We start from the raw sequence: 25,265 nt of genomic DNA, 5'->3' as shown, positions 1-25,265 counted from the left end.
CATGAGTGACGACGCCCCCACCCCCGAGGCCGGCCGCATCCCGAACAAGGGCAAGCTGGCCAAGGACCTCAACGAGGTCATCCGCTACACCCTCTGGTCGGTCTTCAAACTGAAGGACGTCCTGCCCGAGGACCGCGCGGGCTACGCCGACGAGGTCCAGGAGCTGTTCGACCAGCTCGCCGCCAAGGACGTGACGATCCGTGGCACCTACGACGTGTCCGGCCTGCGCGCCGATGCCGACCTCATGATCTGGTGGCACGCGGAGACCAGCGACCAGCTCCAGGAGGCGTACAACCTCTTCCGCCGCACCAGGCTCGGTCGCGCGCTGGAGCCGGTCTGGTCGAACATGGCGCTGCACCGCCCCGCCGAGTTCAACCGCGCGCACATCCCGGCGTTCCTCGCCGACGAGACGCCCCGCGACTACGTCAGCGTCTACCCCTTCGTGCGCTCCTACGACTGGTACCTGCTGCCCGACGAGGACCGTCGCCGTATGCTCGCCGACCACGGCAAGATGGCCCGCGGCTACCCAGACGTGCGCGCCAACACGGTCGCCTCGTTCTCTCTCGGCGACTACGAGTGGATCCTCGCCTTCGAGGCCGACGAGCTGTACCGCATTGTCGACCTCATGCGCCTCCTGCGCGCCTCGGAGGCCCGGATGCACGTCCGCGAGGAGGTCCCCTTCTACACCGGGCGCCGCAAGTCCGTCGCCGAGCTGGTCGAGGGCCTCGCCTGATCAGCGCGCGGACCGGGTGGCCGGCGCCTTCGGGGGCTCGGTCACCGGCTTGAGCCCGGCGACCGGGCTGGGCTCGGCGACCGGGCTGGGCTCGGTCACCGGGCTGGGGTTGGCGACCGGGCTGGGGTTGGCGACCGGCCCGGGCTCGGTCACCGGCCCGGGCTCGGTCACCGGGCTGGGCTCCGGGTGCGGGGCGCAGGCCGTGCGCCGTGCCGGGAGTGCGCCCTCCAGCAGATACGCGTCCACGTGGCTGTTGACGCACGGGTTCGGCCCGTACGCGATGCCGTGCGTGCCCGCGTCCCGCTCGGTCACCAGCACCGAGCCCGACAGCCGCCGCCGCAGTTCCAGGGCTCCTTCATACGGCGCGGCAGCATCCCGCTCGGCCGCCAGGACGAGCGTGGGAGGCAGCTCACCGGGCCCCGTCCGCACATCGAGGGGCTGCTGACGGGGCGCCGGCCAGAAGGCACACGGCAGGTTCGTCCACACGTTGCCCCAGGTCTCGAAGGGCGCCACGCGCGCGAGCCGGGTGTTGTCCCGGTCCCACACAGTCCACTCCGTCGGCCAAGGCGCGTCGTTGCACTCGACGGCCGTGTAGACCGCGTGCGAGTTCTCCGCCTCGGCCGCCGCCTCCGGATACGGTCCGGCCTGCTCGATCAGCGGCTGCGGGTCACCCTTCAGATATGCCGACAGCGCCCGCGCGCGATGCGGCCAGTAGTCGTCGTAGTACCCGGCCGACAGAAACGCCCCCTGCAGCTCCCCGGGCCCCACCGTCCCGCCCGCGGGCTTCCGCGCGAGCAGCGCCGCCGCCTTCTCGTAGCTGCGCAGCACCTTGTCCGCCGTGTCACCCAGCCCGTACACGTCGTCGTGCCGCGCGATCCAGTCCCGGAAGTCCTGCCAGCGCTCCTCGAACACGGCCGACTGCTTGAGGTTGTTGCGGTACCAGACCTGCTCGGGGTCCGGGTCCACGGCCGCGTCGAACACCATCCGCCGTACGTGCGAGGGGAACAGGGTCGCGTACAGCGCCCCGAAGTACGTGCCGTACGACGCGCCCATGAACGTCAGCCTCTGCTCGCCCAGCGCGGCGCGCAGGATGTCCAGGTCACGGGCGTTGTTGAGCGAGGTGTAGTGCCGCAGCGTGTCGCCCGCCCGCGTCGCACAGCCGCGCGCGTACGCCTTCGCCTGCGCGACGCGCTCCTTCTTGTACGACTCCGAGGGGTACGTCGGCGCCTGCGAAGGAGTACGGAAGAACGTCTTGGGGTCCTGGCAGGACAGCGGCGCGGAACGGCCCACTCCGCGCGGGGCGTAGCCGACGAGGTCGTACGCCGCCGCGACCCGCTTCCACTCGGGGAGCGCGCCGATCAACGGGAAGTACATGCCGGAGGCGCCCGGTCCGCCGGGGTTGAAGACCAGGGCGCCCTGCCGGGGCACCCGGCGCTTGCTGTTGTACGGGTCCTTCTGGGTGGCCGGCACCCGGCTGACGGTCAGTCTGATCTGCCGACCGTCGGGATGGGCGTAGTCGAGCGGGACCGACACGGTGCCGCACCGCACCGGGACCGGCAGGTCCTCCTCGGCGGGGCAGGCGCCGAAGACGACGCCCGCCGCCCGGGCCCGCGTGGCGGCCACCGCCGTGCCGCGCAGCTCGGCCGAGCCCGGGACCGCCGGAGCGCCGTCCGCCGGGGCGGCGACCAGCGCGGTCAGGAGCAAGGACCCGGCGGCCGAGTACAGGGCGGGGGCTCTCATCGCGTATCCCTTCGATGCACGGTAGCGACAGAAGGGATGTTTCGTTCGGGCGTCGGTGAAGGCAAGTACCGACCGCCGGTGTCGGCCCCAATGCCTCCGCACGCCCCCCGGGCGAGCGGATCCCGCCGTCCCGCTCTGCGCGCCGGTTCTGCGGCTCGCGGTGGGTGAAGGCCGGCGCCGACGCACAGGCCGCCAAGGTGACAGGAGCAATTGGTCCGATGTTTCCTCGTCGCGGCCATTGAAATCTCCCCCTGCTGCCCCTACTTTCCCCGCATGTTTTCCACAAGAGACCAGGCGCACGTCACGAGACCCGCTGGAGTGCTCCACTTATTCATCGGGTCTTATCGTGTCATTGCGGCCTTCCTTTGCGCGCTCCTGTCCGTCGGAGCGCTCGCCCTGCCCGTGCACGCGGCGACCGCGATCACCTACTTCGTCTCGCCCAGCGGCAGCGACAGCAACGCTGGAACCAGCGTCGGCGCCCCCTTCCGCACGCTCACCAAGGCGCAGACCGCAGTCCGGGCGATCGACAAATCGACGTCCGGCCCGATCACCGTGACCTTGGCCGGTGGCGTCTACCGGATGACCAAGACGCTGACCTTCACCGCTGCGGACTCCGGCGGCGGTACGGCCGGTACCGTCTGGTGGAAGGCGGCGTCCGGACAGACCCCGGTCATCAGCGGTGGTGCCCGCATCACCGGCTGGGCAAAGACCGGCACGGGCAGCATCTGGTCCGCCCCGGCCCCCAGCGGCCTGGACACCCGGCAGCTCTACGTGGGCGGCGTACGCGCCCAGCGCGCCAACGGCTCCCTGCCGGTGTCGGTGACCCAGACGGTGACCGGATACAAAACCGCGTCCGGCGACCCGATGGCCGGCTGGCGTAATCCGTCGGCGATCGAGTTCGTCTATCGGGGCGGCCTCGGGCTGTGGACCGAGCCGCGCTGTCCGGTCGCCGCGGTCACCGGTACCGCCATCGCCATGGCCCAGCCCTGCTGGAACAACTCCACCCAGCGCGTCATGCGTACCGACGACTCGGGCCGCACCTACAACCTGGTCGGCCGCAAGTCGATCACCGAGGCGCCGACGGCGGTGGAGAACGCCTACGAACTCCTCGACAAGCCGGGTGAGTTCTACCTGGACAAGAGCGAGCACCGGTTCTACTACATTCCGCGTTCCGGGGAGAACCTGACCACCGCGGACGTGGAGGCGCCCTCGCTCGACACCCTGGTGGCGTCCTCCGGCAAGGCCTCGGACGAGCCCAGTCATGTCGGCTTCCAGGGCATCCAGTTCAGCTACGCGAACTACACGACCTCGAACACCGGCACCGGCTTCTCCGAGATCCAGGCCACGTACCAGGTCACCGGTGCGTCGGGCTACGCCACCCAGGGACTGTGCGACTTCGTGTCAGGCGGCACCTGCCCGTACGGCAACTGGACGAAGATGCCCGGCGCGGTACGGTTCACCTACGACAAGAGCATCCACTTCGACCACGACTACTTCGTCCATCTCGGCGCGGCCGGACTGGACCTCGGCAACGGCTCGCAGAACGCCACGGTCACCGCCTGCGTGTTCACCGACATCTCCGGCAACGGCCTCGACCTGGGCGGCGTGGACATCCCGCAGCCCAGCAGCGCGGCCCAGCACACCAGCGGGATCACCGTCAAAGACAGCCACTTCTACGACACCGCCGCCGAATACCACGGCGGGGTCGCCATCGACGCCGGATATGTCGAGACATCGACCATCACCCACAATCAGATCGACCATGTGCCCTACACGGCGATCTCCATCGGCTGGGGCGGCTGGCCCGACAAGGTGAGTCTGCCCGCACAGCCGAACTACTCGAACAACAACACGATCTCGAACAACCTGATCTACGACCACATGTCGCTGCTCGGCGACGGCGGTGCCGTCTACACGAACGGGATCACCGGCACCTCGATGGCGAGCGGTGAGCGTGTGACCGGCAACCTGGTCCACGACCAGCTCAACACCTCCGGCGGCCACGTCCTGTACACCGACAACGGCGCCACCTACGTGTCGATCCTCGGCAACGCGGTGTGGAACATCAATGTCTCGCCGTGGGGGAGCAAACACGGGAACTACACCGCGGGCGACGGGACGTACGACCCGACGGACATCGAGGGCAACTACTGGCCGAACGGTCCGGCCGACTACGACGACAAGGGCGTCCTGATCAAGGACAACCACAACATCACCGGGGCGTCCCAGGTTCCGTCCGCCGTCATCGCGGCCGGCGGCATCGAGTCGCAGTACCAGGCGATCCTGTCCTGGCAGCCGGCCTGACCCGAAGGCGTCAGGGCGTGCGGCGTCCACCGCGGTCGGCCGCCCGGCCGACCGCGGTGGACGCCGGCGGCACGGGTTGGTGAGGGGGCGGAGGCCGGGAGGCCGGGATCGGCGGCCCGGTGCGTGGGACCGGCCGCCGCCGTGGTGCGGTACGAGACTTCCGGCCGCCCGCCGAGAGCACGGCTGGAGGTCAGCGATCGTGAGTCATGGTCGGGGATCAGTCCACGTCGCTGTATGCGGTTCCGGCCTTGAGGTCGTCGACGTAGTTGACGACGCTGCTTCCCTCGGCCCCGTAGGTGCCCCACTTCGGGTCGTTGCTGCTGTCGAAGGTGCGGCAGGCCCACTGTGTGGTGCCGTCGCTGAACGTCTGGTGTTTGCCGTTGAAATAGAGCTCGACCCATCCGCCCTTGGTGGCGTCGGACAGATGAAGCCCGATCGCGTAGCGGTTCCACTGGCCGGCCGAGACGGGCGCTGACCAGATCGTGTAGACCTTGTTGTCGGGCTGACGCTGGATCACCGTGGCGCGGCCGCCGATCATCTTCAGCACGACCGGCCAGTTCTGGATGTGGTCGCCGTAGGACTTCCACTGGAAGTTGGCGTTGTTGTCCACGGTGCTGGACAGCTTGCTCGACCAGCCGAACCAGTAGGTCTTGCCGTTCTGGAAGGTGTACTTCGCGCCGTCGACCGTGATGCCGTGGCTCTCGCAGCGGTTGCTGCCGCTCGGCTTGCTGTACTTCCAGACCTTGCCCCGCTCCGCGTCGTTCGCGGTGGTGATGCTGCCGGGGGCGTCACAGTTCAGCAGCCCGAACACCTTGGTGCCGCCGGAGGCGTCGCCGGTCCAGATGGAAGCGGCCTGGGCCGGCCACGCGAGCGCGAGCACGCAGGCGGCGGCGCCGACGGGTAAGGCTGAAAACAGCGTCCTCGTACGAGGTGTCATGGGTCGAACGGGCATCTCGGCTCCTTGTGGGGGGTCCTCCTGAGGCGGTTGGGACCGTAACCGATCGGCATGAGCAGGTCCATACTTTTGACGTGACCGCGTCCCCGCATCTCGGGCACATTGATCCGATGTATCGCCGTCGAAGTCATTGACGCTTCGTCGGCTACCTCTACGTTTCTTGTGTGCCCTTACCTCAGAGTGCGTGCGCCAGGAGATCGAGTACAGGGCCAGAGGTCGTGGACTGCCAAGTCATCGGACCTCATCGGACCTCATCGGGTCATGGGCCTCCCTTTGGGCCCGAGGAGGCGTCCGGGACAGAAGGGGCTTCCCGCACCCTTGACGGGACCGTGTGGCGCGTCATCAGATGCTGTTTGTTCCCGATGAGTTGTGAGCACTTCTGGTCTCTTGGAGAGGGAGAGCCGCGATGACGGTCACTCGCAGATCGGTCCTGATCGCCAGCACGGCCGTACCGACGGCAGGAGCAATTCTCGGCACCCCGGCCGCGCAGGCTGCCACGGCCTCCACCGGTGCCACGGGTCGCCACACCGTCGCCTTGCGTGACGGCTGGCGCTTCGCGCTGGTCAACCCCGGCGGGATCACCGACCCGACCGGCGCGTACGCCGACGCGGCCGACCCCGGCCACGACGACTCGGCGTGGCGCGAGGTCGCCGTCCCGCACGACTGGAGCATCGAGCAGACCCCCACCACGGACAACGGCACCACCAGCGGCACCGGTTTCCTGCCGGGCGGCCTCGGCTGGTACCGCATCGGGTTCACGCTGCCGCCCGCCTGTGCCGGCAAGCGGATCTCCGTCGAGTTCGACGGGATCTACATGGACTCGTACGTCTACTGCAACGGCGAGGAGGCGGGCCGGCACCCGTACGGGTACACGGGGTTCGCCTTCGACCTCACCGACATGCTGCACACCGACGGCACCACCGAGAACGTCATCGCCGTCAAGGTGCAGAACCAGCTCCCCAGCAGCCGCTGGTACTCCGGCAGCGGCATCTACCGCGAGGCCCGCCTCGTGGTCACCGAGGCGGTGCACGTCGAGCGCTGGGGGACGTATGTCACGACGCCGGACATCACCGGGAAGCGTGCCGTCGTCCGGGTGGGTACCTCCGTGGTGAACGAGTCCGGAGCGGCGAGCGAGGTCGAGATCAGATCGACAGTCGTCGATCCCGACGGCCTCACGGTCGCCCGCACGGCCTCCACCGTCACCGTCGCCGTCGGCGACAAGACCTCCGAGACCCATGAACTGACCGTCCCCAGACCGCGGTTGTGGGACATCGAGACCCCGCAGCGCTACACCCTGGAAACCGAACTCCGTGTCGGCGGCAAGGCGACCGACACCTACCGCACCCCCTTCGGCATCCGCACCTTCCGCTTCGACCCGGACGAGGGCTTCCACCTCAACGGCGCCCATACCAAGATCAAGGGCGTCGACCTGCACCACGACCAGGGCGCGCTCGGATCCGCCGTCAGCATCGACGCCGTACGCCGGCAGATGACCATCATGAAGTCGATGGGTGTCAACGCCTTCCGCACCTCCCACAACCCGCCCTCGCCGCAGGTGATCCAGGTCTGCGAGGAGCTCGGCATCGTCATGATGGTGGAGGCCTTCGACTGCTGGCAGACCGGCAAGACGCGGTACGACTACGGCCGGTTCTTCGACGAGTGGTGCGAGCGGGACGCGACCGAGATGGGGCTCGCGGCCCGCAACTCGCCCGCCGTGGTGCTGTGGTCCATCGGAAACGAGATCACCGACTCGACCGCCACCGCCGGGCTCGCCATGGCAGACCGCGTCATCGCCGCGATCAAGGCGGCGGACGACACCCGCCCGCTGGTCATCGGCTCGAACAAGTACCGCGGGGGCGTCCCTGCCAAGGGCTCCGCGGCCGACCTCATGCTCGCCAAACTCGACGGGCTCGGTCTCAACTACAACACCGCGAAGTCCGCGGACGCCCTGCACGCCGCCTACCCGCACCTCTTCCTCTTCGTGTCCGAGTCGTCGTCCCAGACCTCCAGTCGCGGCACGTATCAGGAGCCCGAGCACCTCAACACGGGTGAGAACCACACCCCCGGCAAGCGCGCGACCTCGTCGTACGACAACAACCTCGCCGGCTGGACGCTGAGCGGCGAGTACGAGCACAAGAGGGACAGGGACCGGAAGTGGTTGGCCGGGCAGTTCCTGTGGTCGGGCATCGACTACATAGGCGAGCCCACGCCGTACAAGGTCTTCCCGGTGAAGGCCTCCTTCTTCGGCGCGGTCGACACGGCCGGCTTCCCCAAGGACATGTACCACCTGTTCCGGAGCCAGTGGACGGATGAGCCCATGGTCCATCTGCTTCCGATGACCTGGAACCACGACAAGGGCGACACGGTCGAGGTCTGGGCGTACGCCAACGTCGACACCGTCGAGCTGTTCCTGAACGGGACCTCCCTGGGCACCCGGACGTTCGACACCAAGAAGACACCCTGCCGGCCGCCATGCTCGACGGCGACCCGGCGACCGGCTGGTCCAACGCGTTCTCCAAGTCCGCGACGTCCCTGCTGCCCGCGTTCGACGGCGCCCGCCCGAAGGACTGGGTCTGCGTGGACTGGGGGCGGGCCAGGACCTTCGACCAGGTGGAGGTCTCCTTCACCGTGGACGGCACCCATGCCCTGCCCGCGTCGGTCGAGGTCGCGGTGTGGGACGGCCGCCGGTTCGTGCCGGTGACGGGCACCACGGTGGAGTGGGCCACCGCCTCGGACACGCCTACCGTGCTCACCTTCGACCAGGTTCGCGGCTCCCGGCTGCGGCTCACACTGACCAGCAGCCGACCGGGAGAGGTCCAGGGGGCGGTACGGATCAGCAAGCTGGAGGCCCCGACCGGCTGAGCGAAGCGCGGCGCCATGCCTTGTTCGCCGTCGTGGATGGAGCGCTGTCGGTATGTGACGTTCCGGTGAGCGCCGGGGGCAGGAGGTCTCGTCAGGAGATCTCGGGTGCCTGCGGGGGCGGGCTGGACGCGGGCGGCGGGAGCGTATAGCTCGGGGACGGGGAGGGTGTCACCGGGAACGTCGGGAACGCCGGGAACGCCGGGCTCGGGTCCGTCGTCGGGCCTGCCGGGGCTGGGGAGTTGGTGATCGGGGGCGTGCTGCCGGCGACCATGTCCCGGGCCAGTGCGTCGAAGTCGACGTACCCCGTGGCCTCCAGGACCTTGATGTGGTCCAGCACGGTCGTGTTGGCGTCGTCCGCGAGGGCGCGAACGAGGGAGTTGCGGGTGCCGGCCCGCACCTGGGCGACGACCGAGAACACCCTGCCGTGGGCCAGCCGCAGGATGTTGGCGAACTGGCGGTCGTAGTCCGCTCCTTGGGTCGAGTTCAGCGTCGCGAGCCACTGCTTCTGCTGGTCGTTCGGCTCGTCGGGCAGCTCCAGGCCCAGTTCGGCGGCCACGCCACGGACCCGTTCGTCCAGGAAGGTGTGCCCCTCGACGAGGTGCTGCCCCGCCGTCCGTACGGCCCCCGTCGTCCCCTTCTGCTGCGCCTGCCGGCCGGCGGGCAGCTCCCACAGGCCGGCCAGCCGGACCTTGGTGACGAAGTCCCGGTCGAGGCCGGACAGCGGTCCGTACCTCGTCGACACGGTCTGCGCGTTCAGCACGTCCACGCTGGTGCCGGACCGGTCGGCGTACGACCAGATCGGGAAGATCAACGCCACGAAAGTCGCCAGCAGACCGGTGATGATGATCCCGGTGCCGGTGAAGATGCCTCTGCCGTTGACGGGGGGTCGCGGTCGCATGGTGCCTCCTGTTGCGGCACCGCACGCTAGTGGGTTTCAGGTGCGGGGTTGACATGTTACTTCGGGGTCTACGTCAACCGCCGTACGCGGGTGAAAGGTTGCAACGTGGGTGAGGTGGGGCGAATGGGGGAGCGGGAGAGGAGGGCAGACCGGAACAAAGGAGAGGAAAAACGGTTGCGGAGAGCAGGTCGGATGGCCTGGTGTTAATCCCCGCACAGTCGAGGGCGGGCCTCAGCGGCGCAGCAGGACCCGGCGGGTGGCGCGGGCCAGCCGTACCGTCGGCCGCTGCGAGCGGGGCGCCGGGCCCGAGCGCTCCAGCCACCACTCCCGCAGCCGCCTCCGGGCCGCAGCGTCCTCCAGATGCCCGGCGAGGAGAACCTGCTCGGCGAAGTTCAGCGCGTCGCGGCGGTAGCCGTCCGGCATCGGGTGGCCGTGGGCATAGGCGAGGAAGGCGGCGCGGTAGGCGGGGCCGAGGATCACCGGGAGGTCGGGAGCGACCTTGGCGACGACGTCCGCCCGCTTCGCGGCGAGGGCCCGGGTCTGAACGCCCACCCGTACCCGGTCGAAGCCCTCAGGCACGGGGGTCCCGGCGACCAGCGCGGACAGCAGCGCGGTCTGCGCGAGGGCGAGGCGCTGACGGGGGAGATCGTCGGCCGGGGCTGCGGCGGTGGTCGGGTCCGGGTCGGAACCCGCGTCAGGGGCCGGGGCAGAGTCCGCGTCCGCGTCCGGGGCCTTCTGCGGACGGGCCGTCGAGTCGGGAGTCGGAGCCGCGTCCGGGGCTGTCTGCTGATGTGCCGCGGAGTCCGCGTCCGGAGCCGGGGCCGGGGCCGGGGCCGGGGCCGAGCCCGTGTCCGGGGCCGGAGTCGCGTTCGGGGCCGGAGCCGACGGGGTCTCGGTCGCCACGGTCACCGAGGTCGCCACGGTCACCGAGGGTGTCGAAGCGCGCGCGCCGCCGCCCTTCTCCACCGCCTCCCCGATCGCCGCCAACTCGCTTTCCAGCTCGGCCGGTTCGGGGAAGTTCTCGTCCCGCTCCAGCAGGACTCCCGGCGGGGAGACCCGGGACGCGAGGTCGGTCAGGATGTCGAGGACCGGGCGGGGGACCGGGTGGGCGTGGCTGTCGTGCCAGACGCCGTCGCGTTCGAAGCCGCCCGCGACATGGACGTACGCGATGGCCTCCAGGGGAAGCCCGGCCAGCGCCTCGGCCGGGTCCTCGCCGCGGTTGACGTGGTTGGTGTGCAGGTTCGCCACGTCGATGAGCAGGCGCACTCCGGTGCGGTCGGCCAGTTCGTACAGGAACTGTCCCTCGGTCATCTCCTCGCCGGGCCAGGCGATCAGCGCGGCGATGTTCTCCACGGCGAGCGGCACCGGCAGCGCGTCCTGCGCGATGCGGACGTTCTCGCACAGCACGGCGAGGGAGTCGCGGGTGCGCGGCACCGGCAGCAGGTGGCCGGCTTCCAGGCGGGGGGAGGCGGTCAGCGGGCCGCCTGCCCGGACGAACGCGATGTGCTCGGTGACCAGCGGAGCGCCCAGTACCTGAGCGCGCTCGGCGAGGGCGGTCAGCCGTCCCTCGTCGGGGCGGTCCGCGCCGCCGAGGCCGAGGGAGACGCCGTGCGGGACCACGGTGACCCCGCGCTCGCGCAGCCGCAGCAGGGACTGCGGGAGGTGTCCGGGGCAGGTGTTCTCCGCCACGACCTCGAGCCAGTCGATGCCCGGCATGCGCTCCACGGCGTCCGCGATCTCCGGCCGCCACCCGATGCCGGTCCCCAGTCGCTCCATGGTCCCCTCCTTCGCACAGCCCCACGGCGTGACGTGGGTATGGCCCCGGCCGGCGGACCTGAACCGCTCGGTGGACGCGTTCAGAGCAACATTTGAGGTTCGGGCCCCGGGCGCCCGCGGCGGGCGTCAGGAGGTACGCGCGGGACGGCCACGGTGTTCAGCGACCGCCGGCGACGGTCTTCAGCGCCCTCCGGCCACGGTGTTCAGACGACCGCCGGCCACCGCCGCGGCAGCCGGAACGTCTCCGTGACGTCCAGGCGGATCACCGCAGCGCCGGATGGTCGGCGACCACCGTGCAGGACCCGGGCGCGATCTCGGTGAACCCGGCGTCCCGCACCAACGGCAGCCCGCTCGTGTGCAGTTCGCCCCAGCGGGCCGGGTCCGCGGTGCGTACGGCGAGCGGGAAACCCGCGTCGCGCCACTCGGCCCGCTCCTCCTCCGAAAGCTCCCACCAGGCGAGTTGGGCCCCATGACCGGCCTGCGCCATCGCCTTGCCGGCCGACATGTCCAGGTCCGGGTTCAGCCACAGCACGGGAGCCGAGGCGTCCGCCTCGACGGGCGGCTCCGGATCGTCGAGGTCGGTGCCGGAGACCTGGAGCCGGGCCAGGTCCTTGGGCCAGCCGTCCAGGGGGACGGGCGGGAAGACGCGTACCTCTGCCGCCTTGCCCGCGACCGTGATCCCGGGCAACGCCTCGGCCCGCCGCCACTCGGCCCCCCGGGCCCGCCGCACGACCTTCCGGATGCGCGTGTCCTGCCAGTCCCGCATCGCCTGCGCCCACTCGCCGTCCCCGACCGACCGCTCATCGCTGAGCATCACGAGAACGGCTCGGGCGGCGGTCTCCAGCGCGTCGGTACGGGCCGGGGGAGCGGCCCGCTCGATCCGGACGACCAGGGGCAGCACGAACTGCGGCGCCTCGTCGCGTGCGTGGGGCTCGGACCCAAAGGGGCTGTCAGGAACGGGTGTCGGCTGCTCTTGGCTCACGGAGCCAAGTCTGCCAGGCCGGAGACCGGTGCTGATCGCCTGCCTCCCCGGTGACTACCCGGAGCGCTCCGCCCGCTGATCACCCGGAGCACGCCGTCCGCTGCGCTTCCTGCCACTCGCACACCGGACACAGCGTGATCCCCTTGTACGACTCGGGGTTGCAACTGCTGCCAATGGAGCACGATCGGGTGCGTTTGGGTGAGCGCCAGTGAGTTCTGGTGTCCCTGAGTTGGGTGGCACAGGGGGTGGTCGAGTGTGGTGGAACGGAGGTTCTTGCATCGAATGCGTGACCTCTGCCGGGGGTGTTCGTTGGATGCGGTGATGGGTTCTTCGGACGGTCTGGGCCGGGAGCGGGGGTGGTGGGGTTGGGCGGGTTGCGTGAGGTGGCGGCGTCGTTCGTGGTGCCCGCTCCTGCGGGTGTGGCGGTCCGGGCGCGGTTGCGGGTGTCGATGGTGGATGCGGCGGTGCTGGCCGAGGTGGGGATGTTCCTCGGTTCGCTGGCCGCGGGTGATCTCGCGGTGCGTTCCCGCCAGGGTTTGGAGCACGATGCCACCGCGTGGGCGGTGCGCAAGCGGGAGTTGACGGGGGTCTGCTCGGCGCGGTGGGCGGGCAGTATCACCAAGGCCACGCATGATCAGTGGGCGCTGGCCCGGCGTGGGCAGGCGGCCGAGCTGGCCTGGCTGCGTGGGCAGATCGCAGCGGTCGAGGCGCGGCTGGCGCGTGCGCTGGGGGCGAAGGCGGACAAGCGGGCAGGACTGGCACGCGGGTACGACTCGCGGGCCGAGTGGCATGCCAAGTCCCGGCGCCTGCACGCCCTCCAGTCCCGCCTGGCGAGGGTGGAAGCGGACTGGGCGGCGGGCCGGGTGCGGGTGGTGCGCGGCGGGAAGAAACTCGCACACCTGCGCCATCACCTGGATGCGGCGGGCTTGGATGAGCAGGCGTGGCGGGAACGGTGGCGGGCAGCGCGGATGTTCCTGACCGCGGACGGGGAGTCCGGCAAACGCTTCGGCAACGAGACCATCCGCGTCACCGACACCGGACAGCTCTCCCTCAAGCTGCCCGCCGCGCTGGCCCGCCTGGCGAACGCCCCGCACGGCCGGTACCAGCTGGACACGGCTGTCGCCTTCCAGCATCGGGGTACGGAGTGGCTGGACCGGATCACGAACAATCGGGCGGTGGCCTACCGTATCCACCACGATGTGGTGCGGGACCGCTGGTATGTGACCGCCTCCTGGCAGCGCACCCCCGCCCCCGTCCTGCCCCTGTCCGCGGCCCTTGCCCGGGGCGTGGTCGCCGTCGACATGAACGACGACCATCTCGCCGCCTGGCGCCTGGACATCCACGGCAACCCGGTCGGTGAACCCCGCCGTTTCTGCTACGACCTGTCCGGCTCCGCCGCGCACCGCGACGCGCAGATCCGCCACGCCCTCACCCGGCTGCTGCATCACACCCGCCACACCGGTGCGGTGGCGGTCGCGGTCGAGGACCTCGCCTTCAGCGACGGTACAAGCCGGGAGAAGCACGGCCGTAACAAACGTTTCCGCCGGCTCATCTCCCGTTTTCCCACCGCGAAGCTGAAGGCGCGGCTGGCGGCGATGGCCGCCGAGCAGGGTGTCGCGGTCGTGGCGGTGGATCCGGCGTACACCTCCCGGTGGGGTGCCCAGCACTGGCAGCAGCCCCTGACCAGCAGTACCCGTAAGGTTTCCCGGCACGATGCAGCCTGCATCGCGATCGGGCGACGCGCCCTCGGGCACCCGATCCGGCGTCGGACGGCACCGCCCCCGCACGACCAGAGTGATCGTGCGGGGCATCGGACCGTCCAGGCCCGATGGGAGGCCCAAGGACGTGAGGGATCCCGCCCCCGCATCCCCGGACCACGCACCAGAGGCGTGCCCCCGGACAGCGGAGCGAAAGCGGGCGACCAGCGTGCCCAACACCGTTCGGGGCACACGGCCGAGCAGCAGACCTGGCAACAGGACTCACTCCCGCTCAGTCTCTAGGAACGGTACTCCGTCGGTTTCCGGCACTGCACGCACTCCGCGTACGGCGGCCCGTCTGCTGCGGGGGGCCTGGTCGCGTCGATCAGGCAGTGGTCGTCCTCGCTCATACGCCCAGCGTAGATCGGTCACCGCGGGACGGCCGAGGCCCCGATCAGCTCGGACACCTTCACGAACCGGAAGCCCTGCCGGCGCAGTTCCGGCACGACCGTCCGTACCGCCTCCTCGGTCGCGGGCGCGGCACTCGTCGTGCAGTGCATGACGACCACGGAACCGGGTCGCACCTTCTCCAGTACCTGCCGGGCCACGGCGTCCGCATCCGTCGCGAAGGCGTCCCCGCTCACCACGTCCCACTGCACGGCGGTCACGTCGGCCGGGGCGAGGGCCTTGAGGGCCCGCTGGTCGTAGCAGCCGCCGGGGAAGCGGAAGTAGGGCATCGGCTCTTGGACCCCTGCCCTGCGTAAGGCGGCGTACGCCCGCTCCACGTCCGCGCGCATCCGGTCCTGGGAGATGGTGGGCAGGCCGTAGCAGTCACCGGTGAAGGCGTAGTGGCTGTAGGAGTGGTTGGCGATCTCGAAGAGCGGGTCCCGGCCGATGGACCGGGCCTGCGCCGGGTACTGCTCGGCCCACCGGCCCGTCATGAACACCGTGGCCGGGACCTTCAGCGCCCGCAGGGTCGCGATGAGCCGCGGGTTGTCGAACCGTTCGCCCGCCGCCGCCCGCGGCCCCTGGTCGGCGGTCATGTCGGCGTCGAAGGTGAGCGCGACGGTCCTGCCGTGCGTCCGGGAGCCGTGCTCGAAGACGGGGGTCAGACCGGTGGGGCCGGGGGCGAGCGTGGGCGGGCGGGACGACGGGGCCGTCGGGCGGGGCGTGGGCGGGCGGGACGACGGGGCCGTGGGGCGGGGCGTGGACAGGGCCGGGTGGGCGGCCGGAGGGGCCTGGGCGGTGCCGCAGGCGGTGAGGGAGGTGAGGGAGGCGAGGGTCGCGCCGACACAGGCGAGGGTGACGCGGCGTACGGAACGGATCACCGTACGAAGATATGATGATCGGCTTCCCGTCGGAGCCGATGCGGCGGAATGTCACCCCTTCGGTCAGATGTCCCGCTGCTCCAGGGGCCGGATCGCCGGGCCTTGGACCACCTTGCCGTCCGTGTCGAAGCGGGAGCCATGGCAGGGGCACTCCCAGGCCCGTTCGGCGGCGTTGAAGGAGACCAGACAGCCCAGGTGGGTACAGCGCGCGGAGAGGGCGTGCAGGTGGCCGGCCTCGTCCCGGTAGACGGCGAGGCGGCCGGCGTCGGTGCGGACGACGGCGCCCTCGCCGGGCGGCAGGGACTCGACCGGCGGCGAGGGGCGCAGCCGGTCACCGACGAAGTGGCGGGCGACCTCTGCCTGCGTCTTCAGGAACGACGGGGCCTCACGCACGGTCGAGCGCAGTCGGCGCGGGTCGTACAGCTCGCTCCACGCGCACTCCGCGCCGGTGATCAGCGCTGTGAGCAGCCGGCCCGCCATGATCCCGCCGCTCATGCCCCAGCCGCCGAAGCCGGTGGCGACGTACGTGTGCTGCGCGCCCGGGTGCAGCGGGCCGACCAGCGGGACGGTGTCCGTGGGGTCGTTGTCCTGGGTGGCCCAGGCGTGGGTGAGGGTGACGTCCGGGAAGTGCTCGGCGGCCCAGTCGGACAGGTGCTGGAAGCGGGCCCGGGTGTCGCCGGTGCCGGGCGTGAAGTGCTCCCCGGTGACGACCAGGAGACGTTGGTCGCCGTGCGGTGCCGTGCGGACCGAGCGGGTGCCTTCGTCCGGGGTGATGTACATGCCCTCCGGATCCCGGTCGGCGCTCATCGTCCCGGCCACGACCAGTTCGCGGCGCGGATGGAGCCGGGTGAACAGCAGCGCCCGGTCGAAGACGGGGTAGTGAGTGGCGACGACGACGTCCTGGGCGGTCACCGTGGCCCCGGTGTCGGTGGTGAGCCGGCTCGGCTCGCCTTCCTCCAGACCGACGACCGTGGTGTGCTCGTGCACGTGCGCGCCCTGCCGGACCAGGTCGTCGGCGAGGGCCAGCAGGTACTTGCGCGGATGGAACTGCGCCTGCCCGGTCACCTGCACCGCGCCCGCCACCGGGAACGGCAGTCCGGTCTCCGTCACGAACGACGCCGGCAGCCCCGCCTCGTGCGCGGCCCGCGCCTCCGCCCGCAGTTCCTCGACCCGGCCCGCGTCACAGGCGTACGTGTACGCGCTGCGTCGCTCCCAGTCGCAGTCGATGTCCAGTTCGCCCGCGATCTCCGCGGCCCGCTCGATCGCCTCGGTCTGCGAGCGGGCGTACAGCCGCGCTCCCTCAGGCCCGCGGGTGCGGCGCAGTTTGTCGTAGACCAGGGTGTGCAGCGCGGTGAGCTTGGCGGTGGTGTGTCCGGTGACGCCGGCCGCGACCCGGTCGGCCTCCAGCACCGCCACCCGGCGCCCGGCCCGCGTCAGCTCCCAGGCCGTGCTCAGCCCGGCGATCCCGCCGCCGATGACGGCGACGTCCACCGTGAGGTCGTCCACGAGCGCGGGCCGGTCCGGGCCGGGTGCGGTCTCCAGCCAGTACGAGCCGCTGACGTGCGGGTTCTGGATCATACGGGCCGGGTACCCCGACCAGGCCGGTTCACTGCGCGGGGAGTTGCCCGCGGCTGTCGGCGATGGCAGCGATGTCGGCGATGCCGAAACCGGCCTTCGGTTACTGCGGGTCCAGCGGCCTGAGGTGTTCCAGGAGGGCCGGCTCACCGCGCGCGGGTTCCGGGAACCACGCGAGGAGTGCGTCACCGCCCGCGGGTTCCGGGAACCACGCGAGGAGTCGGCCCACCGCTCACGGGCCCCGGGAACCACGCGCCGCGTGTGTCACCCCTCGGCCGGGTGCTCCTTTGCCCGCTCCAGGAAGCGCAACAGCTCCACCGGGAACGGCAGGACCAGCGTCGAGTTCTTCTCGGCGGCGACCGCGACGATCGTCTGCAGCAGCCGCAACTGGAGCGCCGCGGGCGTGTCCTCCATCTGCTGGGCGGCCTCGGCGAGCTTCTTCGACGCCTGGAACTCGGCGTCCGCGTTGATGATCCGGGCCCGCCGCTCACGGTCCGCCTCGGCCTGCCGGGCCATGGAACGCTTCATCGTGTCCGGCAGCGAGACGTCCTTGATCTCGACCCGGTCGATCTGCACGCCCCAGCCGACGGCCGGGCTGTCGATCATCAGCTCCAGGCCCTGGTTGAGCTTCTCGCGGTTGGAGAGGAGGTCGTCCAGATCGCTCTTGCCGATGATCGAACGCAGCGAGGTCTGCGCCATCTGCGAGACCGCGAACTTGTAGTCCTCGACCCGGACGAGCGCGTTCGCCGCGTCGACCACCTTGAAGTACACGACGGCGTCCACGCGTACGGTCACGTTGTCGCGGGTGATGCCCTCCTGGGCCGGCACCGGCATCGTGACGATCTGCAGGTTCACCTTGTGCAGCCGGTCGACGAACGGGACCACCATCGTGAATCCCGGCGACCGTACGTCCCCGGCGAGCCGCCCGAGCCGGAAGACCACCCCCCGCTCGTACTGCTTGACGACCCGTGCCGCCGATGCGACGTACACGACCCCGGCGCAAGCGGCCGCCACGGCCGCCGTCAACAGCTCCTGGAGCATCCCGGCCTCCCACTCAGGGGTCCGCTATGTCTGCTCCTGTAACGATATGCCCGATGCCGGGTCCGGAGCCACGATCGGGCTCCGGACCCGGCGCGGTGTGCTTACCGAGATGGGCTCACCGAGACGGGTTCACCGAGGTGGGCTACCGAGCGGTGGTGGCCTTCGCCGGCTCCGACTCGGTGGCCCGGACCGGCTCGGTGACCCTGACCGGCTCCGTGCCGACCGCGCTGTGCCGCTCGGCCCAGTTCTCCAGGGCCGTACGGCAGGCGTGGTCCAGGTGGTGCAGCCCGGACAGGTCCAGCTCGACCGGGCGGTCCTGGGGCAGCGCCTCCAGACTGTCGAGGATCTTCGGCAGCCTGAGGAAGGTCGCGTTGCCCGACAGGTACGCCTGGACGGGGCCGGCACCCTTGTCGATGATCTCCATCTTGAGGTGCGAAGCCTCCCAGGCGGTCTTGACCACGGACAGAGCCAGACCGATCAGTACGCCCTCGAACATGTTCACGGCGACGATGGACACGGCCGTGACCACCAGGATCAACGCCTCACCGCGGTGGCCCCGCCACAGCGTCACGACCTCGCGGAAGGGGATCAGCTTCCAGCCCGCGTGGACCAGGATGCCGGCGAGGGCGGGCAGCGGGATCAGCGCCAGGGTCGACGGCAGCAGCGCCGCGAACAGCAGCAGCCACACGCCGTGCAGCACCCGGGACGCCTTGGTCTTCGCGCCCGCCTGCACGTTGGCGGAGCTGCGCACGATGACCGCGGTCATCGGCAGCGCGCCGAGTGCGCCGCACACCGCGTTGCCCGCGCCCTGGGCCATGAGCTCCTTGTCGTACGCGGTACGCGGACCGTCGTGCAGCCGGTCCACCGCGGCGGCGCTGAACAGGCTCTCGGCGGAGGCGATCAGGGTGAAGGCGAGGATCGTGCCGAAGATGGCCGGGTCGGCCAGCTCTCCGAAGGCGTCCAGGCCCGGCGGCTGGACCGAGTCCAGCAGCCCGTTCACCTCGACGGTGGCGACCGGCAGGCTGAACGCCAGGGTGACCACCGTGGCCAGGACGACGGCGGCGAGCGCGCCCGGCACCGTCCGGACCTGCTTCGGCAGCCGTTTCCACAACACCATCACCGCGATGGTGCCCGCGCCGATGGCGAGCGAGGCGAGCGCCTCGGTGCTGCCGAGCGCGTCGGCGGCGGCCCCGGGCAGGCCCAGGATCTTGTCGATGCCGGAGGTGGGAGCCTTCAGCCCCGCCGCCGAGTACAGCTGGCCCGCGATGATCACGAGTCCGATACCGGCCAGCATGCCCTCGACGACGGAGACGGATATCGCCCGGAACCAGCGCCCCAGCTTCAGGGCGCCCATGGCGAGCTGGATCAGTCCGGCGGCCAGCACGATCACACCGAGTGCGGGCAGTCCGTACTCGGTGACCGCCTCGAAGACCAGCACCGTCAGCCCCGCGGCCGGTCCGGACACCTGGAGGCTGCTGCCCCGCATCAGGCCGGTGACGATGCCGCCGACGATGCCGGTGATCAGGCCGAGCTCCGCCGGAACCCCGGAGGCGACGGCCACGCCCACGCACAGCGGCAGGGCGACCAGGAAGACGACGAGCGAAGCGGCGAAATCCTGCTTCAGATAAGGGAACTTTATTCGATTCTCCATGGCCGCCCTCACAGTGCCCGGAAGCTGTCGGAGGATGGGTCGTGGGTCAGCACCGACCCCGTGTGTACCTCGTAGTACCAGGCGTGCAGGGTCAGTTGACCTTCCGCCAGTTTCTTGTCGACGTACGGGTACGAGCGCAGGCGCAGTACCTGCGCGAGGGCGTGGTTCTGCACGCCGTCGGCCACGGCCGGGTCCTCGGCCGCGCCCACGGGGCGCGGGGTGGCGTGCGTGAGCCAGTCGCGTACGGCCGGTACGGCGGTCAGGTCGTCGCCGCGCACCAGGGCGCCGACGGCGCCGCAGTGCGAGTGTCCGCAGACCACGATGTCGCGGACGCCCAGCACCTCCACGGCGTACTCGATGGTGGCCGCCTCGCTGGTGGGGTGCTCGGAGGCGTACGGGGGGACGATGTTGCCCGCGGTGCGCAGCTCGAAGAGCTCGCCGGGGCGGGCGCCCGTGATGAGGGCCGGGACGACCCGGGAATCCGAGCAGGTGATGAACAGGACCTGCGGGGACTGGCCTTCGGCCAGCTTGGCGAACTCCTCAGGGCGCTGTCCGAACATGCGGGCGTTGTCGATGAGGGGCTGCATATCGGTGACTCCTCCTGGCGCGCCGCAATGGCGCGTCGGACGTACATGACAGAGGTGGGGAAACAGCTCTGCTGTCAGCAGCGGAAGACCTGGAGCGCGGCCGGGGAGTGGGCCGCCGAGGGTCTCGGCTGTGGGAACGCACCGGTCGGCACCTGGGTGCCCGTGTGCGCCGGTTCCTCGGTCAGGGCTGGGCGGTCGGGCCGCTCAGGGGTGAGGTCGACGGGGCGGTGCCGGTCGCGGGTGCGCAGGGGACCGGTCGGGTTTCCCGTGGGATCGCAGTTGCGGTGCGTGGCGGTCTCGTCGCGCGGTGCCTTGCCGGCGGGGCCGGCGGGCTTGATTCCGGGCTGAGCGTTGGCCTCTGCATGACGGGCCGTGTGCGCGGTTGCGAAGGACGCGGTGGGTGCGAAGAACTGGAGGGCGAGGAGGGTGGTGGTGAGGAGAGCCAACGTGGTCCGCACCGTCGTACCTCGGAACATGCGCCCCCCTCCAGATGATTCGCCTTTGGCCCGCGTCTAGTCCAGACCAATAGTTGGTCAACGACTGGTCAAGAAACACATTAGCCCTGCAAAGTTGTTTGCAGGGTTAACATAACGTTTCGAGCTGAAGAGAGGCTGAAACGCGCGGAGTTTCGTGACGCGAACCGGCTCTTGATCTTGGTGGAGTTGCTCGTTGGGAGACCGGTCGGAGGCCGGTTGAAAGCCGGCGGGAGGCGGGGTTGAAGGCAGCGACAGACCGGCTGGAAACCGCTTGGAGACCGGTTGGGCCCGGTTGGAGACCGCTTGGAGGGCCGTCAGTTCGGCTCGACCAGTCCCTTGGCGTCCCGTGCCAGGGCGGTGAGGCGGGAGATCGCCCGGAAGTACTTCTTGCGGTAGCCGCCGTTCAGCATCTCCTCGCTGAACAGCTGGTCGAAGGGCAGCCCCGAGGCCAGGACCGGTACTTCACGGTCGTAGAGCCGGTCCGCGAGCACGACCAGCCTCAGGGCCGTCGACTGGTCGGGCACGGCCCGGACGTCGGTGAGGCAGACCGCCCGCAGGTCGTCGGTCAGGGCGCCGTAGCGGCTGGGGTGGACGCGGGCGAGATGGTCCAGCAGTTGCGGGAAGGCGTCCAGGGAGGCGTCCGGGGTGGCATACGCGGCCTTGGTGACCTGCTCCTCACTGAACGGCGCCGGAGCCGCGGGCAGCCCGCGGTGGCGGTAGTCCTCGCCGTCGATGCGCAGGGCGCGGAAGTGGGCGGACAGGCTCTGGATCTCCCGCAGGAAGTCGGCCGCCGCGAAGCGGCCCTCGCCGAGCTTGCCCGGCAGGGTGTTGGAGGTGGCGGCGACCGCGACGCCCGCGTCGACGAGCTTGCCGAGCAGCGTCGACACGAGGACGGTGTCGCCGGGGTCGTCCAGTTCGAACTCGTCGATGCACAGCAGACGGTGGCCGGAGAGGGTCTGGACGGTCTTCTGGAAGCCCAGGGCGCCGACGAGGTTGGTGAGCTCGACGAAGGTGCCGAAGGCCTTGAGCGCGGGCTCGGCCGGGGTGGCGTGCCAGAGGGATGCCAGCAGGTGGGTCTTGCCGACGCCGTATCCGCCGTCCAGGTAGACACCGCGGGGGCCGGCCGGGGTCTTGGGCGCCTTGCTCCGTGCCTTCCCGAAGCCGAGGAAGCCGCCGCGCCTGCCGGTGCCGGTGGCGTGCGCCCCGTCGAGTCCGGCGGCGAAGGACTCCAGAACCCGGACCGCGGCGGTCTGGCTCGGCTGGTTCGGGTCCGGAATGTACGTCCCGAACCGCACCGAGTCGAACCGCGGCGGCGGCACCATCTCGGCGACCAGCCGGTCCGCGGGGACATGCGGCTCACGGGTGCACAGGGACAGCGGGGTGACCCCGGCTATGGGGCCGGATCCGGACGCGGAGGTGGAGGTAGACACGGTTACCCATGCTAGGCCCTGCGGGGACGGGCAAGGGGAGTGGCGTGGGTGGCGGGGCGGGCGGTGGAGGTGGCCTCGGGAAGCCCTCGGGGGCATTACGGACCACCCGGCCCCTGTCCAGGACGTGACGTTTCGCTTCTGCGTGGAACACTGCACGACATGCGACGCCTCTTCCCTGTGACCGACGAGACAGCCGCCCAGACCCGGGGGGACGCCGAGTGGAGCCTCGCGGAACTGGCCGACGCGTACGCCTATCCCGAGCCGGAGGCCGGCGGCGGTGGGCCGGGGGTCTGGCTGCGGGCCAACATGGTGTCCACGCTGGACGGGGCCGGTCAGCACGACGGCCGTTCGCAGCCCATCTCCAGCGCCGCCGACATGCGGATCTTCGGCACGCTGCGGGCCCTGGCGGACGTGGTCGTCGTCGGCGCGGAGACCGTACGCCAGGAGGGGTACCGCCCGGCACGCGCGCGTGCGGAGTTCGCCGGGATGCGGGAGGCCGCGAGGCAGGGCCCCGTACCCGCGATCGCGGTGGTCAGCGCGAGCCTGGACCTGGACTTCTCGCTCCCACTGTTCACCGCGCCCCTGGTCCCCACTCTGATCCTCACGGGCGCCGCGGCCGCCCCTGACCGGACCGCCGCGGCCGAGAAGGCGGGCGCCCGGGTGGTGGTCGCCGGTGACGGCGTCGGCGTGGAGCCCGCGCGAGCCGTACAGGCCCTCGCCGGCCTCGGCCACACCCGGCTGCTGACCGAGGGCGGCCCGCGACTGCTCGGCCAGCTGGTGGCGGCCGGGGTGCTCGACGAGCTGTGTCTGACCGTCGCCCCGATGCTCACCGCCGGGGACGCGCAGCGCATCGCCGGGGGACCGTCGGTCGGGGTGCCGCAGCGGTTCGGCCTGGTGTCGCTGCTCGAGGAGGAGGGGTTCCTGTTCAGCCGGTACGGGCGGTCCTGAGCCCGGTCCGGCCGTGCCGCCCGGCCATGAACGCGTACGGCCGTACCGCCCGGCCGAAAATGGGTAAGACCGTACCCCCCGGCGGAAACAGGCCTGGCCGGTACCGATATCGACAGAACCCGCCATTCCGGTTGGCTTCCGACGGGCACACTGAATCCGGCAGTACCCGTGCGGTCACGGGGCAGGATGGTTTCCGCAGAGCCCGGCGCGGCCCGCCGGGTCTTCGAAGGATTCGAAGGAGAAGGGGCGCCTGGTGTTCACAAGCGTATTGATGATCGAGAAGGCCCTGACGTCCGCCGACGTGGAGTTCGTCACCACCTTGCACGGGGACGAGCAGATCGCCTTCCATGTGCTGCTGCAGGCGCGCGGCGATCAGGCGGACCGCCTGCTGCGCGCCATCGACGACGTCGCGCTCGGCGAGATCGACGAGGCCGCCCGGGAGCGGGAGACGCCGGAGGGTCAGGAGGCGAGAGGGCCCGCGGAGCTGGCGCTCGAGGTGTCGCTCCGGGCGCTGCGGGTCTCCGGCAGCGAGGCGGACGGACGGCTGATCGAGGATCATCCGCTGGACGCCCTGAAGTCCCTGGTGGACGAGATCCGGGCGGACGAGGTGATCGTGCTGACGGATCCCCACTACGTGGAGGAGTTCTTCCACCGGGACTGGGCGTCCCGGGCGCGGCACAAGGTGGGGGTACCGGTGCTGAAGCTGTTCTCGCACAGCAAGGCCTGAGGATCCGCCACCCTCGCCGGTGGCTCATCCGTGGCTCACCTGTCGGCCACGGCAGTGCGATGGTGTCAGTAGTGTGGTCGCCGAACCTTCACCCCAGCACGTACAGGGAGACACGCATGGCACCCGGCCTTCCCACCGCCATGGACCGACCGCACTTCATCGGCATCGGCGGGGCCGGGATGTCCGGGATCGCGAAGATCCTCGCCCAGCGGGGAGCGCGGGTGGCCGGCAGCGATGCCAAGGAGTCCGAGACCGCCGAGGCGCTGCGCGCGCTGGGCGCGACGGTGCACATCGGGCACGCCGCGGAGCACCTCGCCGACGACGCCTCCTGTGTCGTCGTCTCGTCGGCGATCCGGGCCGACAACCCGGAGCTGGCGCGGGCCGCCGAGCTGGGTATCCCGGTGGTCCACCGTTCGGACGCGCTCGCCCGGCTGATGGACGGCCTGCGTCCGATCGCGGTCGCCGGCACCCACGGCAAGACCACGACCACGTCGATGCTGGCCGTCTCGCTGAGCGAACTGGGCCTGATGCCCTCGTACGCCATCGGCGGCGATCTGGACGCCCCCGGCTCCAACGCCCTGCACGGCGAGGGCGAGATCTTCGTCGCCGAGGCGGACGAATCGGACCGCAGCTTCCACAAGTACGCGCCCGAGGTCGCGATCGTCCTCAACGTGGAGCTGGACCACCACGCCAACTACGCGTCGATGGACGAGATCTACGAGTCCTTCGAGACGTTCACGGGCCGGGTCGTCGAGGGCGGCACGCTGGTGATCGCCGCGGACCAGGCGGGGGCGCGGGAGCTGACCCGCCGGGTCGCGGCGAGCGGCGTACGGGTGGTGACGTACGGCGAGTCCGAGGACGCCGACGTACGGATCCTGTCCGTGGTGGCCCAGGGCCTGAAGAGCGAGGTCACCGTCCTGCTGGGCGGTGAGGGCGGTACGAACGGCAAGGGCGGTGACAAGCGCACCTTCACCTTCACCGTCTCCGTCCCCGGCCGTCACTACGCGCACAACGCGGTCGCCGCGTTGGCCGCCGGTGTGGCGCTGGGTGTCCCGGCCGCCGAGCTGGCCCCGGCGCTGGCCGCGTACACGGGCGTGAAGCGGCGGCTGCAGCTGAAGGGCGAGGAGGCGGGGGTGCAGGTCATCGACTCGTACGCGCACCACCCGACCGAGATGACGGCGGACCTGGAGGCGATGCGCGCGGCCGCCGGTGACGCCCGGATCCTGGTCGTCTACCAGCCGCACCTGTTCTCCCGCACCCAGGAGCTGGGCAAGGAGATGGGCCAGGCGCTGACCCTGGCGGACGCCTCGCTCGTCCTCGACATCTACCCGGCCCGTGAGGACCCGATCCCCGGCATCACCAGCGAACTGATCATGGAGGCGGCGCGGGCCGCCGGCGCCGATGTGACGGCCGTCCACGACAAGGCCGAGGTGCCGGCGCTCGTCGCGGGAATGGCGAAGCCCGGTGATCTCGTTCTCACCATGGGCGCGGGTGACGTGACGGACCTCGGCCCGCGGATCCTGGACCGTCTCGCACAGAAGTAAACAGCAGTAAG

18 protein-coding genes and 1 pseudogene are annotated in these 25,265 nt (G+C 70.7%); 7 read left to right on the top strand and 12 right to left on the bottom strand.

Annotated features, from left to right (window positions below; translation table 11 throughout):
* Window position 1 precedes the first annotated feature (1 nt).
* Complete coding sequence (hemQ, locus tag M2271_RS17185) at window positions 2–733, top strand: hydrogen peroxide-dependent heme synthase (RefSeq protein WP_280888103.1); 732 nt, start codon at window positions 2–4, stop codon at window positions 731–733.
* On the opposite strand, the gene M2271_RS17180 is transcribed toward hemQ, so the two are convergent.
* Window positions 734–2,473, bottom strand: a complete 1,740-nt coding sequence (locus M2271_RS17180; protein WP_280888102.1) for an alpha/beta fold hydrolase — start codon at window positions 2,471–2,473, stop codon at window positions 734–736. It lies immediately after the preceding gene.
* A 402-nt stretch (window positions 2,474–2,875) separates the two neighbouring features.
* Here M2271_RS17180 and M2271_RS17175 point away from each other — a divergent pair, with 402 nt between their 5' ends.
* Window positions 2,876–4,777, top strand: a complete 1,902-nt coding sequence (locus M2271_RS17175; protein WP_280888101.1) for a fibronectin type III domain-containing protein — start codon at window positions 2,876–2,878, stop codon at window positions 4,775–4,777.
* 217 nt (window positions 4,778–4,994) lie between these two features.
* Here the strand turns inward: M2271_RS17175 and M2271_RS17170 are convergent, their stop codons facing one another.
* Window positions 4,995–5,729 carry a heparin lyase I family protein gene (locus tag M2271_RS17170; RefSeq protein ID WP_280888100.1) on the bottom strand — a complete coding sequence of 245 codons (735 nt, stop codon included), beginning with the start codon at window positions 5,727–5,729 and terminating at the stop codon, window positions 4,995–4,997.
* A gap of 409 nt (window positions 5,730–6,138) precedes the next feature.
* Between M2271_RS17170 and M2271_RS17165 the strand changes: the two are divergent.
* Window positions 6,139–8,594, top strand: a pseudogene (locus M2271_RS17165) (glycoside hydrolase family 2 TIM barrel-domain containing protein).
* A 91-nt stretch (window positions 8,595–8,685) separates the two neighbouring features.
* On the opposite strand, the gene M2271_RS17160 reads toward M2271_RS17165, so the two are convergent.
* The 3 genes from M2271_RS17160 to M2271_RS17150 all read right to left on the bottom strand — a co-directional run bounded on the left by M2271_RS17160 (window position 8,686) and on the right by M2271_RS17150 (window position 12,250).
* Window positions 8,686–9,492, bottom strand: a complete 807-nt coding sequence (locus tag M2271_RS17160; RefSeq protein ID WP_280888099.1) for a DUF4142 domain-containing protein — start codon at window positions 9,490–9,492, stop codon at window positions 8,686–8,688.
* Window positions 9,493–9,723: 231 nt separating this feature from the next.
* A complete protein-coding gene (locus M2271_RS17155) occupies window positions 9,724–11,268 on the bottom strand; it encodes a DUF692 domain-containing protein (RefSeq protein ID WP_280888098.1) in 1,545 nt (514 codons plus the stop codon).
* Between the two features lie 262 nt (window positions 11,269–11,530).
* Window positions 11,531–12,250, bottom strand: coding sequence for a peptidyl-tRNA hydrolase (locus M2271_RS17150; RefSeq protein WP_280888097.1), 720 nt, complete (start codon window positions 12,248–12,250; stop codon window positions 11,531–11,533).
* A 449-nt stretch (window positions 12,251–12,699) separates the two neighbouring features.
* On the opposite strand from M2271_RS17150, the gene M2271_RS17145 reads away from it, so the two are divergent.
* The gene (locus M2271_RS17145; RefSeq protein ID WP_280888096.1) at window positions 12,700–14,250 is read left to right on the top strand and encodes an IS200/IS605 family accessory protein TnpB-related protein; all 1,551 of its coding nucleotides are present in this window, start codon (window positions 12,700–12,702) and stop codon (window positions 14,248–14,250) included.
* Window positions 14,251–14,375: 125 nt separating this feature from the next.
* Here M2271_RS17145 and M2271_RS17140 read toward each other — a convergent pair whose 3' ends face one another.
* The 7 genes from M2271_RS17140 to zapE form a co-directional block, all read right to left on the bottom strand.
* Window positions 14,376–15,275: a polysaccharide deacetylase family protein gene (locus M2271_RS17140; RefSeq protein ID WP_280888095.1), complete on the bottom strand. Its 900-nt coding sequence runs from the start codon at window positions 15,273–15,275 to the stop codon at window positions 14,376–14,378.
* Window positions 15,276–15,338: 63 nt separating this feature from the next.
* Window positions 15,339–16,853, bottom strand: coding sequence for an FAD-dependent oxidoreductase (locus M2271_RS17135; protein WP_280888094.1), 1,515 nt, complete (start codon window positions 16,851–16,853; stop codon window positions 15,339–15,341).
* A 261-nt stretch (window positions 16,854–17,114) separates the two neighbouring features.
* Window positions 17,115–17,891, bottom strand: a complete 777-nt coding sequence (locus M2271_RS17130) for a slipin family protein (protein ID WP_280888093.1) — start codon at window positions 17,889–17,891, stop codon at window positions 17,115–17,117.
* 142 nt (window positions 17,892–18,033) lie between these two features.
* Window positions 18,034–19,542, bottom strand: a complete 1,509-nt coding sequence (locus M2271_RS17125) for a SulP family inorganic anion transporter (RefSeq protein WP_280888092.1) — start codon at window positions 19,540–19,542, stop codon at window positions 18,034–18,036.
* A gap of 8 nt (window positions 19,543–19,550) precedes the next feature.
* Window positions 19,551–20,129: a carbonic anhydrase gene (locus M2271_RS17120; RefSeq protein WP_280888091.1), complete on the bottom strand. Its 579-nt coding sequence runs from the start codon at window positions 20,127–20,129 to the stop codon at window positions 19,551–19,553.
* 74 nt (window positions 20,130–20,203) lie between these two features.
* Complete coding sequence (locus M2271_RS17115; protein WP_280888090.1) at window positions 20,204–20,605, bottom strand: hypothetical protein; 402 nt, start codon at window positions 20,603–20,605, stop codon at window positions 20,204–20,206.
* A gap of 314 nt (window positions 20,606–20,919) precedes the next feature.
* A complete protein-coding gene (gene zapE, locus M2271_RS17110) occupies window positions 20,920–22,035 on the bottom strand; it encodes a cell division protein ZapE (protein ID WP_280888089.1) in 1,116 nt (371 codons plus the stop codon).
* A 159-nt stretch (window positions 22,036–22,194) separates the two neighbouring features.
* On the opposite strand from zapE, the gene M2271_RS17105 reads away from it, so the two are divergent.
* The 3 genes from M2271_RS17105 to murC all read left to right on the top strand — a co-directional run bounded on the left by M2271_RS17105 (window position 22,195) and on the right by murC (window position 25,254).
* Window positions 22,195–22,983, top strand: coding sequence for a pyrimidine reductase family protein (locus tag M2271_RS17105; protein WP_280888088.1), 789 nt, complete (start codon window positions 22,195–22,197; stop codon window positions 22,981–22,983).
* Between the two features lie 253 nt (window positions 22,984–23,236).
* Window positions 23,237–23,710, top strand: coding sequence for an indole-3-glycerol phosphate synthase (locus tag M2271_RS17100; RefSeq protein WP_280888087.1), 474 nt, complete (start codon window positions 23,237–23,239; stop codon window positions 23,708–23,710).
* A gap of 116 nt (window positions 23,711–23,826) precedes the next feature.
* Complete coding sequence (gene murC / locus M2271_RS17095; protein ID WP_280888086.1) at window positions 23,827–25,254, top strand: UDP-N-acetylmuramate--L-alanine ligase; 1,428 nt, start codon at window positions 23,827–23,829, stop codon at window positions 25,252–25,254.
* The last annotated feature ends 11 nt before the right edge of the window (window positions 25,255–25,265 follow it).

This window comes from Streptomyces sp. LBL, assembly GCF_029893585.1.
Classification (GTDB): domain Bacteria; phylum Actinomycetota; class Actinomycetes; order Streptomycetales; family Streptomycetaceae; genus Streptomyces.
The sequence above is the reverse complement of the archived record's forward strand: the minus strand, read 5'-3'. Positions and strand labels throughout refer to the sequence as shown.